Source organism: Acidiphilium cryptum JF-5, from assembly GCF_000016725.1.
Classification (GTDB): Bacteria; Pseudomonadota; Alphaproteobacteria; order Acetobacterales; family Acetobacteraceae; genus Acidiphilium; species Acidiphilium multivorum.
On record NC_009468.1, the window covers coordinates 119,288 to 131,605 of the forward strand.

Genomic DNA, 12,318 nt, shown 5'->3' on the forward strand with positions numbered 1-12,318 from the left:
ACCCGGGCGAATAAATCTCGGAATCCCCGGGCGAATAAACGTCGGAATCGTGGGCGAATTAAAATCGGAATCCATGGGCGAATTCTCCGGAATCCGCAGCTGTTTCCCAACCGGGGCCGCCTCGGCCTGGTTGCCGGCACCCGCGAACTGGTGGCCGTGTGGCCGTATCTGATCGTCTACGAGACCGACATGAACGCTGATTTGGTTCGAATCCTCCGCATCTGGCATGGCGCCAGAGACTGCGGTGACGGATTACCGTGAGATCGATACGGCCCCTTCAGGGCCGTCTTGGGGGTCAGGGTGCTCACTGAACGGGTGCCGCAGGTTGAGCCCTATGTTCGTGAGGTCACCGAGAAGGCCGGCTGGGCGGCGTTTCGCTGTAGCCTGACGGGCATTGGTTCCGAACCGCGGCTGGAGGTTCCGGCGTTGATATTCGACCGGGCCATCAGTCAGTCCTGGCAGCTCCGGCCTGTGCCAGTCGCGTCGGCTGTGGCGTTGGCAGCCTTGGCGGCATTGCTGAGCGACGCGGCGGAGGTTTGTGGGGGGCCATCGGGATCGAGACATTCGGGCGCAGCATCGGAGTCCCCAAAGGCGATTCCCGGAGACACCCATGCCGCGCCGACCGACACCCCAGCAACCCGACATCTTCGACCCGCCATCGGATCCCGAGCGGTTCCCGACGCCGCAATGGCAGAGCTTGCCCGACGGCACACCGGATCTAGGCGTGCAGCGATGCGCCTTTAACTGCCTTATCCACATCCTTCTTCAAGCCACGCAAAGCGAGACCAACGAGATCGGGCACGTCAGCAGGCTCAGCCTTAAAAACTGCACGGTTTGCCGCATCATGGCCAGTTGAGAACATCGCCCGAACGTAGACCGCCCTGATGACGTTTCGCTCGATGGCTTGCCCATATGCGCGCTGAAGCACCTCGGTATTGGCGGCGAAGATCATTATCGGCTGGCCGAGCAGCCGGGCGTGCTGACGCCCACGCGCGTCCTCATATGGCTCCCCCATCGCTTCGGGCGCCGCGGCTGCGATGCCTGTGGCCAGGAAAGCCGTAACGTTTAGCTTTTGCCAGACCGCCAGATCGTTTAGGATCAGAATGGCGACTTTTGTATCGAAGTTCATGTAGATATCCGTTGCCAGTTGGGAAACGAACATCTCACCCGACTTTGGCTTTGCAGTCTGGAACATTCGTGCAGAGGGCGCGATACGCCGCGGGCGTAAGGCCGTACGCACGACGGAATCGGCGGCCCAGGTGACTCTGATCGGCGAAACCGCACTCCACCGCCACGGTGGCGGGGCGCATCCCGGTCGCCAGGAGCTGACGGGCGCGCAGCAGGCGAATTTGCATGAGATAGGAATGCGGTGAAGTACCGTAAGCTGCTCGGAATGCCCGGGCAAGCTGGAAGCGACTAGCCGCGCCTGCTGCCTTGGCCAGACTATTGGCGCCGATATCCCTTGCCATTGTGTCGTGCAGCAGCTCCCGTGCTAGACGCGCTACACGTGCGGCACCGCCGCCAGGGGCGTCTCGCCTTGGACGACCGAGATGCGGACGCAGGCGGTCCAGCACGGCGTCGAGGGCCGCGTCTCGTATGAGGCGCTCGCTCGAATGGAACAACACACCGCAGGCGGCACGGATGGAATGGGCGAGGAGCGGGTCGTCACAGAGACTGGCGGCGAAGCCCGGATCGCCGCCGTACGCATCCATCAGGCCGGCCCGCAACCATGAACGCGGCAGATAGATCATAGAGTAGGCGAACCCGCTGGCGTCCCCCGCTTGTCCGTCATGGGCTTCCTGCGGCTCGATCAGAATGACACGCCCCGGTGTGCTGCGCCGGCGGGCGCCACGGCAGATGAAATCCTGAACACCGCTCTCGGTGACGCCGACTAACCAGTCATCGTGGCGGTGAAGGTCATAGGCATGCGCCATGAATCGTGCGTGGACGGCTTCGATCCCGCTCGCGGTGTCATGGGTCAGACAAATGCGGTCAGACATAGAATTCATCGCAGAAATTATGGAGCGTATCGTTGGCTTTGGCCCAGTCGTGATGGCACATCCGAGATGCTAAACCTGCGCCGATGATAGATAAGCTCTCAACTTAGCTCAAATGGCCCGGGTTGACGGTTACACTAAAGCATTTTTAAGCGCTTGGATTGGGTGGTCCGTTCGAAAGTTAGTCTCCGATTTCGCTAGCCTCGATCGAGCCTGGCGAAAGCATAGTAGGGTCATAATATTCCGCAGGAGTAAGATGGCCAAGAGCCATACGAGGTCAGCTCTCATTATATTCCCTTCGCCACGCATTGATCAGCCGCCGGAGACCGAAGTAAAGCAGTGCTTGCAACTGCAGATCCACCCATATGGCCAAGAGCCATACGAGGTCAGCTCTCATTATATTCCCTTCGCCACGCATTGATCAGCCGCCGGAGACCGAAGTAAAGCAGTGCTTGCAACTGCAGATCCACCCATAGAGATAATAGCTCTGCTCAGTAACACCGGTCCGGCAGCACGCATCCGCAGCCGTCCCGCCATGTGCCAGCATAATCTCGGCCTCGCGCAGCTTGCCAATTATCTCCTCTTGCTTGCGATTTTGAACTGATGGTGTGATCGCTGCCGCTTTGCTCGCCTGGGTGGTAGTCACTCACGGCACGCATTGTATTCACAACTGAAAGCCTTCTCGGAGGGTCAGATCCCTTCGGCCGTCGCGAAGGATGATGCTACGCAAGTCGCCTCTCGTTCGCCGATAATCCGTAGCGCGGCCTCGGCCGCGCGATGGACATGGTCCCGGCAGGCGGCGCCGGCAGCGGCCGCATCGCGCCGGTCGATCGCATCGACGATGCGACCAAGCTCGGCGACAGTGTGCGGCAGCCTGCCGGGCGCCGAGAGCGAGGTCGCCCGAAGCTGGGAATTCCGGTTCAACAACTGGCCGAGGATGCGCGAAACATAAGCGTTGCGACAACCTGCGGTCAGCACGTCGTAGAAACGGCGCTTGATGTCGAGCAGGGTTTCGCGGGAAGTCGCGGGACCGGAAGCAGCCAATTCCTCGTAAATGTGCCGCAGCGCCGCGCGTTCACCAGTGGTTGCCCGACGCGCGAAACCCTCGCCGGCCAGACCTTCGAGTGCCGCACGCAGTTCGTAGATTTCTTCCGCCTCGGTCGCCGAGATACTGGCCACGAAGGGCCCGCGATTAGGATGGACGACAACCAAGCCCTCGGCTTCGAGTAACCGCACCGCCTCGCGCACGATGCTGCGGCTGGCACCGAAGGTCTCACAGAGCAGCCGGTCGGACAGATGGGCGCCGGCCGGAAATACTCCCGCGATGATAGCTTTGCGCAAGCCGTCCTCGACCTGTCTGCGCATCGGCTGCGGGATGATTTTCAGGGCTTTACGCTGCGTCATCGAAAAGCGGCTTCCTCCTCGGTCATCTTGGTCAGACCAACCTTTTATAGAGAGATAGCCCGAGGCGCGGAAGCGAGGCCACTTGATTAACCTTATAAATTGTCATATTGTCGGACAATCTAGCGGCGCAACTGGCCGCCCAATTGGAAAAGGGGTAGGAATGTCAGAAGACAAGGCTTTGTTCGACAAGGGTTTGCCCATCCGCCGCGCGGTGCTGGGCACTGACTATGTCGACAATTCCCTAGCGAGGGCCGACGAGTTCATGATGGCATTCCAGCGGGCGACCACCGCATGGGCCTGGGGCTGGGCCTGGGGTGACGATACGCTGGACCGCAAGACTCGCAGCCTGATGAACCTCGCGATGCTTACCGCGCTGGGCAAAGCGCCAGAGATCAAGCTTCATGTGAAGGGCGCGCTTAACAACGGCCTGACCGTCGACGAGATCAAGGCCGCGCTGCTGCACGCGACGGCTTATTGCGGCATTCCGGCCGGGCTTGATGCGTTCAAGGCGGCGCATGAGGTGCTGGTCGCGGAAGGCGTGCTTCCCCAGAAGAAGTCCGCTTGACCATGGCACAGCGTGTCGCCTTCATCGGCCTCGGCAACATGGGTTGGCCGATGGCCGCGCGCTTGGTGGGCGGCGGCTGCGAGGTGACCGGGTGCGATGCTGTCGAAGGCCGCGCCGAGGCTTTTGCCCGCGAGGTCGGCGGCACCGCGGCGGCGGATGCCGACGCGGCTGCGCGCGGGGCCGAATTCATCGTGACCATGTTGCCGAACAGCGCGCTGGTGGAAAGCGTGGTCGCGGCGATGAGGCCCTCCCTCGGTGCCGGCGCTCTGCTAATCGAGATGAGTTCCGGAATCCCCGGTGTCACGCGGCGGATCGCGGCGGGGCTGGAGGCGGCGAAGGTCGCGATGATAGATGCGCCTGTATCGGGTGGCGTTGCTCGGGCGAAGACCGGCGATCTCTCGATCATGACCGGCGGCAGCGCGGACGATTGTGCCCGTGCCGAGACGCTTCTGCGGCTAATGGGGACAACCATAACCCATGTCGGCGATATCGGTGCTGGGCAGGCGATGAAGGCGCTGAACAATCTAGTTTCCGCCGGCGGCTTCTTGATCGGCGTCGAGGCGCTGCTGATCGGGCAGCGCTTCGGGCTCGATCCGGCGCAGATGGTGGATGTGCTGAACGCTTCGACCGGGATGAACAACAGCACGCAGAAGAAGTTCCGCCAGTTCGTGCTCTCCCGCAAATTCAACAGCGACTTCAGCCTCGACCTGATGGCGAAGGATCTTTCCATTGCGCTCGAAGTCGGTCGCGATGGCGGCATCGCGACGCCCTTCGCTGCACTATGCCGCGAGATGTGGGCGAGTGCCGGGGCGGCGCTGGGCAAGGGGCAAGATCATACGGCGATGGCACGATTCTCCGAGCTTCTCGCCGGCGGGATGCTCGCTGACGCGGAAATGGGCGACAAACCGCCCGAAGGCTGAGACTTCGGACGTGGCAAAGGTCGCCGCCGAAACAACGATAAGCAAGGGAAACGCCATGGCTTCATACGCAGATACCGCCCGGCCTGACGCACTCGCGGTGCCGATCGAAGAGCGCCGCCGCGCCGCGATCCGCGGGGCTTTCTTTTCCGAATACATCGACATGTTCGATATATACGTGCCGATCGTGGTGCTGACGCCGGTGCTGTTCTTTTTTCAGCCCGCGCACTTGCCGCCCGGCGAGGAGGCACTGCTGGCGTCGCTGGTGTTCATCACCACCCTGCTTGGCCGGCCGATCGGCGCGTTCTTGTTCGGGCTGGTTGCCGACCGGATCGGCCGGCGGATGGCGTCGATCTATTCGGTGTCGGGCTTCGGGCTGATTACGCTGCTGATCGCGGCGCTGCCAGGCTACCAGAGCATCGGCGTCGCCTCGTACTGGCTGCTGGTGCTGCTACGCTTTCTCGACGGCATCTGCCTCGGCGGTGGCTATACCGGGGCGATGCCGCTCGCAATGGAGTATTCGCGCAAGAGCGAGCGCGGCTTCGCCGGCGGGCTGATACTCGCCGCTTTTCCGGCTGCCTATGTCACGATCAACCTAGTCGCGATGGCGGTGTTTGCTCTGGTGCCGTTGCATGGTCTCGATTCGCCCTATGCCCAGTGGGGTTGGCGCATACCGTTTGTGATCGGCGCGGCGCTCGCCGGGATGCTGGTGCTTTACTATGTGTTCAAGGTCTCCGAATCGGAAATCTGGATTACCGAAACGGCCGAGGGCACGCAGAAACTGCCGCTCACTGACCTGATCGCTGGGCGGAGCGGGCGCAACCTGCTGCAGGTGCTGCTGTTGATGACCGGCTTCTGGCTCACCCAAAACCTCATTACCATCTTCATTCCGGCAACGTTGCTATTCCACTTCCTGCATCTGTCGAAATTCCAGCTCACCTCGACACTACTGATTTCCTACGCACTGCTATTCTTCAGCTACATCGGTTCGGGCATGCTGGGGCAGAAGGTTGGACGGCGGCGCTTTTTCGTAGTCGCTGGGCCGCTGATCGCAACCGTTGGCGCGGCGATCATGTATGTTCTGGTCGGCGTGCCGGGCCTTTCGCTGCCGATGATCATCGTGCTGGTCTGCGTGCTCTCGATCTTGGTAACCTCGCCCTGGGGAGTTATCGTCACATATATTAACGAGCGGTTTGCTACAGACGTGCGGGCAACAGGATTCGGTGTCGGCTTCAGCCTTTCCGTCATCATCCCGTCCTTCTACGCCTTCTACATGAGCTGGCTCGGCTATCTGATGCCGTTCCGCTACACGCCGGTGGTTCTGCTAGTTATCGGCGGCTTGATCGGCATGGTCGGCGCGCTGCTCGGGCCGGAAACCCGGGATGTGGATTTTTGAGGAGTTCCCGATGAACCAACCGGAAATTCTCGCCGTCCGCTACGGCACCCGCAAAACCGAGAAAAGTGAAATATATTACGACTACGCACGCTATGGCGAGGCCGACGGCGAAGCGGTGATGGATTATTACTTCTGGATTCTCCGCGACGGGACCGAAACCATCGTGATCGACACTGGGTTTTCCGCAGCCTCGGGCGCCGCACGCAAACGCGACACCACTATCGCCCCAGCGGCCGCGCTGGCGCGGCTGGGGATTGATCCGGCGTCGGTGCGCGACGTTATCCTGACGCACGCGCATTACGACCATACGGGCAATCTCGATCTGTTTCCGAATGCGCTCATCACCATGTCCCGCACCGAATATGCGTTCATCAGCGGCCCCTTTGCCGATCGTGTGCCGCTCGCCGTTGCGATGGACAGTGATGACAACCGAGGCATCGTGCGCCTGCACGAAGCCGGGCGGATTAAGCTGGTCGGGCCGCGCCACGAATTCCGGCCGGGGGTCGAGTTGATCGAGCTGCCGGGCCATTCGCCAGGGCAGATGTCGCTGGTGATCGCACGGCCGGATGGGCCGGTCATTCTTTCGTCGGACGCGGTGCATTATTACGAGGAACTGGAGAAGGACCGACCCTTCACGGTGATGTCCGGCTTGCTCGACATGTATCGCAGCCTCGACGCCATTCGCGTGATGCGGGAAACGCCAGGGGCTGTTCTGGTGCCGGGGCACGACCCCGAGGTGATGCGCCGCTTTACGCTGGTCGACCCGGCCGATCCCGGTTTTGCGGTACGGATCGGATGAGCGCGGCGAACACATTCTTCTGCGACAAAGTTGCCATCGTCACCGGCGCGGGAGCCGGAATCGGTGCTGCGACAGCCCGGCTGCTCGCCGCCAGGGGCGCCAATGTCGTTGTCGTAGATATCGACGGGGCGGCGGCAGAACGCGTCGCCGCTACCCTGCCCTCCCCTGCCATGGCGGTCGCGGCGGATGTCGCGACCGAGGATGGGGTGGCGCACTACATGGAAGCGGCGGCGGCAAGGTTCGGCCGGGTCGACCTGCATCACCTCAATGCCGGGGTGATCGGCAAGTTCACCGCCTTTCCCGACCTCGACGTGGCAGATTTCGACGATGTGGTCGGCGTCAACCTGCGCGGCCCGTTCCTCGGCCTGCGGGCGGCGTTCCGGCAATATGCGCGGCAGGATAGTGCCGGCGCCATCGTCGTCACCGCCTCGATCGCCAGCCTGCGCGGCAGCCACGACCTCGTCGCCTACCAGGCTTCGAAACACGGGGCGCTCGGTGTCATGCGCTGTGCGGCGATGTATGGGGGCCCGCTCGGCATCCGCGTGAACGCTGTCGCACCCGGCCTGGTGCCGACCGAATTGTTCGCCGCGCAGAAGAGCGCGCAAGGCGGCGGCAACGATATGGCGCAGCGCGGCACCACCGTGCCGCTGCGCCGCACCGGCACACCAGAGGAGATCGCCGCCGTCGTCGCGTTCTTGCTGAGCGACGAGGCGAGCTACGTGCATGGCGAGGTGATTTCGGTCGATGGTGGCTCGGCCATTGTCAGCACCGTGCGGCCAGCCGGTGGTGCCGGCGCCTGGAATACAGAGGCAGTGGACCGGCGGACGGAACTCACCAGGTGGCGACAGGACGGAACGGAGGATACCAATCATGGATGACGGCAAGCCGATCGGCTTCATCGGCCTTGGCAACATGGGTGGACGGATGACGCGCCGTCTGATCGGGCGTGGTTACCGGGTGCTCGGTCACGATAGGGCAGCGAATCTCGCCGCCGAACTCGGTGCCGAACCGGCCGGCTCGATCGGCGCGGTGATGGAACAGGCGGCGGTGATTTTGCTCTCGTTGCCCGACAGCCGCGTGGTGGAGGCAGTGGTCGAAGGTGACAACGGCATTCTCGCCCATTGCCGCGCGGGGCAGATGGTTGTCGACCTCAGCACCTCCGCCCCGGCCTCGACCATCCGGCTGCACGCGCTGCTCGCTGAGCGCGGCGTGCAGTTTGTGGATGCCGGGATATCGGGCGGTGCGGCGGCTGCGGACAAGGGCACGTTGACGCTGATGGTGGGCGGGGACGCCACGGTGATCGAAGGGCTTCGGCCGATCTTCGCGAGCTTCGCCGCCAAGGTGGTCGCGATGGGATCGAGCGGCGCCGGACACACCGCCAAGCTCATCAACAACATGCTCAACGCAGTTAGTCTTGCTGCCACGGCCGAGGCTATGGTCGCCGGCAAAAAGGCCGGGCTCGACCTGCGCGTGCTGCTCGACGTCATCAACGCCAGTAGCGGCGTCAATTTTGCCTCCCTCAACCGCTTTCCTCGCATCGTCGAGGGCGACTACCTGGAAGGCGGACTGACAGGAAAGCTGATGACCAAGGACATCGTACTCTATGTCGAGCGGGCGCGGGAACTCGGCGTCGCCTCACTCAATTCGGCTGGGCCGCTGGCGAGCTTCGGCCTCGCCACCGCGCTCGGTTATGGCGACCAGATCAGCAACCGCGTGGTCGACGCGATCGGCGATGTTTCCGGCGGCGTCAGGTTGCACGACCAGGAAAGGACAATCGCATGAAGATCATCGAGGGCCGCGCGGCGGGAGCCCCTTCGCAGGCACGGAGCGACAGTTTCACCGGCACGGTCTGGGCAGACCCGGTGCTGTCGATGCCGGGCGAGCTTTCCATTAATACCGTATTCTTCAGCCCCGGCGCCCGCACGTTCTGGCATATGCACGAGCGGGGGCAGATCCTCAACGTCCTCGCTGGGCGCGGGCTAGTCTGCACCGAAGGCGGCCGTCCGCAGCCGATCCGCGCTGGCGATACCGTGTGGATTCCGGCCGGCGAGCGCCATTGGCATGGGGCCGCCCCCGACAGCTACATGATCCATACCGCGACCTCGCTCGGCCGCACTGACTGGCAGGGGCCGGTCGCCGAACGCGACTACGCGCCATGACGCTTTCCGAACGTCAATCGACCCTGAAGGCCCGCTTCACCGCCGAACGCGGTACCTGGGGGCCAGGCTGGGACAGCATGCTGCGGCTCGATCCTGACTTTCTCGAATCCTATCTGAATTTCTCGATGGTGCCGTGGAAGGCCGGCCCACTGGAACCGAAAGTCAAGGAATTCGTTGCCATCGCCGCAGATGCGGCGGCGACCCATCTCTACGCACCGGGCATCGTGCGGCACATCAAGGCGGCGCTCGCCCACGGCGCCAGCCGCTCGGAGGTGATGGAGGTTCTGGAACTCACCAGCACGCTCGGCATTCATGCCGCGAATATCGGCGTGCCCATCCTGCTCGAAGTGCTGCAGGAGGCCGGGTTGCGCCTAGGGCCGAAGCCGTTCGATGCGAGGCAGGAGCGGCTGAAAGCGGAATTCACCGAGGCGCGCGGCTACTGGCACGAATTCTGGGCCGGCATTCTCGAACTCGATCCCGATTTCTTCGAGGCTTATATCGACTTCTCATCCGTGCCTTGGCGGAGCGGAGTGCTGGAGCCGAAGGTGAAGGAACTGATCTACTGCGCCTTCGATGCCTCGGCCACGCATCTCTACGTACCGGGGCTGAAACTGCACATGAAGAACGCGATCGGTTATGGCGCGACGGCGGCCGAGATCATGGAGGTGCTGGAGATTGTCAGCGTCATAGGCATTCATGCCGCGACGACTGCGGCGCCGATGCTCGAAGCGGCTCTCGCCGCTTTATGAAGTTCGAGGCGGATCGACCGGGGAGGATCGGTGCGCCGCCGGCGTCGATGACCGCGCCGGCGTGCAGGCAGAGATCCGCGCGATAGGCGCTGGCGATTATCTGCACGCCAGACGGGGCGTCGCCAACAAAGCAGGTGGCGACAGACAACGACCCCGGATGATCCAATCCTTCCGGCTTGCTGGGGTGGGATGCCGCAGCTAGCATCCTCCGCGTCGATATATTTACAGGAATAAAGACCATGATCCACGAACTCCGCATCTATCACTGTATGCCGGGTCGACTGCCGGACCTTCTGAAGCGGTTCGAGACCGTGACGCTCGGATTGTGGGATAAGCACGGTATACGACAGGCAGGCTTCTGGACGACGCTTGTCGGAGAGTCCAACATGGATCTCACCTATCTGCTGGCATGGGAAACCCTTGCGGAGCGCGAGAGCAAATGGACCGCTTTCCAAGCTGACCCAGAATGGCTGGCGAAGCGCGCCGAAACCGAGAAGAACGGTCAGATCGTGGCCAGCATCACCAATCAGATCCTCGTGCCTACGGCATTCTCGGCAGTACGCTGACGTCCTACGGCTGCGGGGGCTTCAAAATCATGTCGGTGCCGGGGGCTGAAGGGCAGTGCCGTCGGCCCCCCTTCGGTTGTTTGCCTATGACAGAAGCGCCGAAAACCGGCACGTGATCAGCGGCAAAAGCGTGATCGGCCAATACCCACGTGAGCCTGAACCCGTTTACGGCGACACCGCCTTCAGCAGGATTTGCTGCGCCGCGTCGAGCTTGTCGGCGAGCGCATTCGGCACGCCGGATCGGCGAAGCATTGCACCGATCGGATGAAAGGCAATTACCGTTTGACCATCGTCCCGCACCCGGACAAGCACACGCAAAGGCAAATCCAGTGCAACCAAAGGGGCCGCGAGCATACTCGGCGTGCCGCCTTTCGGGTGCCCGTAGGCGAGTACCGTTGTCGGTGGCATGTTCAATCCGGCATCACGCGCACCTGCCTGATGGTCGATCTGGCTGAATATGACAAGGCCCGCTTGTGCGATCGCGGCCCTCAGACGTTCGACCGTGGCTTTGATCTGCCCCCTTCTGAGTGGTCCGGTATCTGTTTTAGAGTTTGGTCTGAAGGAGGACTGGAATGGCGAGGAATCACAAGCCGGAAGAGATCATCGGCAAGTTGCGCGAGGCTGAGATTGTTCTGGCGCAGGGCGGGACGGTTGCGGATGCGTGCCGTCGGATCGGCGTCACCGAGCAGAGCTATTATCGGTGGCGCAAGGAGTATGGCGGCCTGAAGTTGGACCAGGCGCGTCGCATGAAGGAACTGGAGCGGGAGAACGCCCGGCTGAAGCGTCTGGTGGCCGATCTGTCGCTGGACAAGGCGATCCTGACGGAGGCGACACGGGGAAACTTCTGAGCCCCGCGCGGCGCCGGCGCTGTATCGATCACATCAGAGGAACGATGTCTGTCTCCGAGCGGCGGGTGTGCCGCGTGCTCGGACAGCATCGATCGACGCAGCGCAAGGTGCCACGCGGGGCGGATGACGAGGCGGCCCTGACCGGGGACATCATCGCCCTGGCCCGGCAATATGGTCGTTACGGCTATCGGCGGGTGACGGCCTTGCTGCGAGATGCGGGATGGCATGTGAACCGCAAGCGGGTCGAGCGGATCTGGCGGCGCGAGGGTCTCAAGGTGCCGCAAAGGCAGCCGAAGCGCTCACGCCTCTGGCTCAATGACGGGTCATGTATCCGGCTGCGGCCTGAGTATCCCGGCCATGTGTGGTCCTACGATTTTGTGGAAGGACGGACCCACGACGGCCGCAAGTTCCGCATCCTGTCGGTCATCGACGAGGCCAGCCGGGAGTGCCTGGCCCTGCCGGTCGCGCGACGGCTCAGGAGCGAGGATGTGCTGGGCGCTTTGGCCGAGCTGTTCGTCACCAGAGGGCCGCCGGCGCATATACGGTCGGATAATGGTCCTGAGTTCATCGCCCGGGCGGTGCGGCAATGGCTCGGGAAGGTCGGTGTGAAGACGCTCTACATCACGCCAGGTTCGCCATGGGAAAACGGCTACTGCGAGTCCTTCAACGGTTCGCTGCGCGATGAACTGCTCAACGGGGAGATCTTCTACACCCTGGCGGAAGCAAAGATCCTGATCGAGACCTGGCGGCGGCACTACAACACCGTCAGGCCACACAACTCGCTCGGATATCGCCCGCCGGCCCCGGAAACCGCGACGCCGCCACGGCCGCCCTCCGGTTCCGCTTCGCTCCACCGACAGCCGGCCATGGCGGCGGAGACAACAATGCACTAACCTCCAACACGGACCACTCACTGGG

At 62.8% G+C, this 12,318-nt stretch carries 15 protein-coding genes and 1 pseudogene; 11 read left to right on the forward strand and 5 right to left on the reverse strand.

From position 1 onward, the window contains the following. Positions 1 to 81 precede the first annotated feature (81 nt). Positions 82 to 261 carry a type II toxin-antitoxin system RelE/ParE family toxin gene (locus ACRY_RS18575; protein ID WP_269214163.1) on the forward strand — a complete coding sequence of 60 codons (180 nt, stop codon included), beginning with the start codon at positions 82 to 84 and terminating at the stop codon, positions 259 to 261. 457 nt (positions 262 to 718) lie between these two features. On the opposite strand, the gene ACRY_RS01385 is transcribed toward ACRY_RS18575, so the two are convergent. The 4 genes and pseudogenes from ACRY_RS01385 to ACRY_RS01395 all read right to left on the reverse strand — a co-directional run bounded on the left by ACRY_RS01385 (position 719) and on the right by ACRY_RS01395 (position 3,401). Continuing rightward, positions 719 to 1,129 carry a DUF2000 domain-containing protein gene (locus ACRY_RS01385; protein WP_011930646.1) on the reverse strand — a complete coding sequence of 137 codons (411 nt, stop codon included), beginning with the start codon at positions 1,127 to 1,129 and terminating at the stop codon, positions 719 to 721. 34 nt (positions 1,130 to 1,163) lie between these two features. Then, positions 1,164 to 2,009, reverse strand: coding sequence for an AraC family transcriptional regulator (locus ACRY_RS01390; RefSeq protein ID WP_011930645.1), 846 nt, complete (start codon positions 2,007 to 2,009; stop codon positions 1,164 to 1,166). A gap of 466 nt (positions 2,010 to 2,475) precedes the next feature. Continuing rightward, positions 2,476 to 2,610: pseudogene (locus ACRY_RS20540) on the reverse strand (IS3 family transposase); the annotation flags it as partial. 77 nt (positions 2,611 to 2,687) lie between these two features. Further along, positions 2,688 to 3,401: a GntR family transcriptional regulator gene (locus tag ACRY_RS01395; protein WP_011930644.1), complete on the reverse strand. Its 714-nt coding sequence runs from the start codon at positions 3,399 to 3,401 to the stop codon at positions 2,688 to 2,690. 160 nt (positions 3,402 to 3,561) lie between these two features. Here ACRY_RS01395 and ACRY_RS01400 point away from each other — a divergent pair, with 160 nt between their 5' ends. The 9 genes from ACRY_RS01400 to ACRY_RS01440 all read left to right on the forward strand — a co-directional run bounded on the left by ACRY_RS01400 (position 3,562) and on the right by ACRY_RS01440 (position 10,552). Next, entirely contained in the window at positions 3,562 to 3,966 is a 405-nt protein-coding gene (locus ACRY_RS01400) for a carboxymuconolactone decarboxylase family protein (protein WP_011930643.1), read from the forward strand. A gap of 2 nt (positions 3,967 to 3,968) precedes the next feature. Further along, a complete protein-coding gene (locus ACRY_RS01405; RefSeq protein ID WP_011930642.1) occupies positions 3,969 to 4,886 on the forward strand; it encodes an NAD(P)-dependent oxidoreductase in 918 nt (305 codons plus the stop codon). A gap of 55 nt (positions 4,887 to 4,941) precedes the next feature. Continuing rightward, entirely contained in the window at positions 4,942 to 6,279 is a 1,338-nt protein-coding gene (locus ACRY_RS01410; RefSeq protein ID WP_011930641.1) for an MFS transporter, read from the forward strand. Positions 6,280 to 6,289: 10 nt separating this feature from the next. Beyond that, positions 6,290 to 7,078 (forward strand): N-acyl homoserine lactonase family protein, encoded by a 789-nt coding sequence (locus tag ACRY_RS01415; protein ID WP_011930640.1) that lies wholly within the window; start codon positions 6,290 to 6,292, stop codon positions 7,076 to 7,078. After that, positions 7,075 to 7,956 carry an SDR family NAD(P)-dependent oxidoreductase gene (locus tag ACRY_RS01420; protein WP_011930639.1) on the forward strand — a complete coding sequence of 294 codons (882 nt, stop codon included), beginning with the start codon at positions 7,075 to 7,077 and terminating at the stop codon, positions 7,954 to 7,956. Before ACRY_RS01415 ends, ACRY_RS01420 begins: the two co-directional genes overlap by 4 nt. Further along, positions 7,949 to 8,860: an NAD(P)-dependent oxidoreductase gene (locus ACRY_RS01425; protein ID WP_011930638.1), complete on the forward strand. Its 912-nt coding sequence runs from the start codon at positions 7,949 to 7,951 to the stop codon at positions 8,858 to 8,860. Before ACRY_RS01420 ends, ACRY_RS01425 begins: the two co-directional genes overlap by 8 nt. Next, positions 8,857 to 9,237, forward strand: a complete 381-nt coding sequence (locus ACRY_RS01430; RefSeq protein ID WP_011930637.1) for a cupin domain-containing protein — start codon at positions 8,857 to 8,859, stop codon at positions 9,235 to 9,237. The genes ACRY_RS01425 and ACRY_RS01430 overlap by 4 nt, the downstream gene beginning before the upstream one ends. After that, on the forward strand, positions 9,234 to 9,986 hold the full coding sequence (locus tag ACRY_RS01435; protein ID WP_011930636.1) for a carboxymuconolactone decarboxylase family protein: 753 nt from the start codon (positions 9,234 to 9,236) through the stop codon (positions 9,984 to 9,986). The genes ACRY_RS01430 and ACRY_RS01435 overlap by 4 nt, the downstream gene beginning before the upstream one ends. 239 nt (positions 9,987 to 10,225) lie before the next feature. Next, positions 10,226 to 10,552, forward strand: a complete 327-nt coding sequence (locus ACRY_RS01440) for an NIPSNAP family protein (protein ID WP_011930635.1) — start codon at positions 10,226 to 10,228, stop codon at positions 10,550 to 10,552. A 165-nt stretch (positions 10,553 to 10,717) separates the two neighbouring features. Here ACRY_RS01440 and ACRY_RS18580 read toward each other — a convergent pair whose 3' ends face one another. Beyond that, positions 10,718 to 11,065, reverse strand: coding sequence for a DUF302 domain-containing protein (locus ACRY_RS18580; protein ID WP_081432833.1), 348 nt, complete (start codon positions 11,063 to 11,065; stop codon positions 10,718 to 10,720). Between the two features lie 59 nt (positions 11,066 to 11,124). On the opposite strand from ACRY_RS18580, the gene ACRY_RS01450 reads away from it, so the two are divergent. Continuing rightward, a protein-coding gene (locus ACRY_RS01450; RefSeq protein ID WP_155856306.1) for an IS3 family transposase occupies positions 11,125 to 12,293 on the forward strand; the annotation gives its coding sequence in 2 pieces (ribosomal slippage) (positions 11,125 to 11,386 and positions 11,386 to 12,293; 1,170 coding nt in all). Positions 12,294 to 12,318: the final 25 nt, after the last annotated feature.

What these genes read in the sequence shown, in the direction of transcription:
- ACRY_RS01385 (WP_011930646.1), bottom strand. Translation starts at nt 1,129, where the DNA reads ATGAACTTCGATACAAAAGTCGCCATTCTGATCCTAAACGATCTGGCG.
- ACRY_RS01390 (WP_011930645.1), bottom strand. Translation starts at nt 2,009, where the DNA reads ATGAATTCTATGTCTGACCGCATTTGTCTGACCCATGACACCGCGAGC.
- ACRY_RS01395 (WP_011930644.1), bottom strand. Translation starts at nt 3,401, where the DNA reads ATGACGCAGCGTAAAGCCCTGAAAATCATCCCGCAGCCGATGCGCAGA.
- ACRY_RS01400 (WP_011930643.1), top strand. Translation starts at nt 3,562, where the DNA reads ATGTCAGAAGACAAGGCTTTGTTCGACAAGGGTTTGCCCATCCGCCGC.
- ACRY_RS01405 (WP_011930642.1), top strand. Translation starts at nt 3,969, where the DNA reads ATGGCACAGCGTGTCGCCTTCATCGGCCTCGGCAACATGGGTTGGCCG.
- ACRY_RS01410 (WP_011930641.1), top strand. Translation starts at nt 4,942, where the DNA reads ATGGCTTCATACGCAGATACCGCCCGGCCTGACGCACTCGCGGTGCCG.
- ACRY_RS01415 (WP_011930640.1), top strand. Translation starts at nt 6,290, where the DNA reads ATGAACCAACCGGAAATTCTCGCCGTCCGCTACGGCACCCGCAAAACC.
- ACRY_RS01420 (WP_011930639.1), top strand. Translation starts at nt 7,075, where the DNA reads ATGAGCGCGGCGAACACATTCTTCTGCGACAAAGTTGCCATCGTCACC.
- ACRY_RS01425 (WP_011930638.1), top strand. Translation starts at nt 7,949, where the DNA reads ATGGATGACGGCAAGCCGATCGGCTTCATCGGCCTTGGCAACATGGGT.
- ACRY_RS01430 (WP_011930637.1), top strand. Translation starts at nt 8,857, where the DNA reads ATGAAGATCATCGAGGGCCGCGCGGCGGGAGCCCCTTCGCAGGCACGG.
- ACRY_RS01435 (WP_011930636.1), top strand. Translation starts at nt 9,234, where the DNA reads ATGACGCTTTCCGAACGTCAATCGACCCTGAAGGCCCGCTTCACCGCC.
- ACRY_RS01440 (WP_011930635.1), top strand. Translation starts at nt 10,226, where the DNA reads ATGATCCACGAACTCCGCATCTATCACTGTATGCCGGGTCGACTGCCG.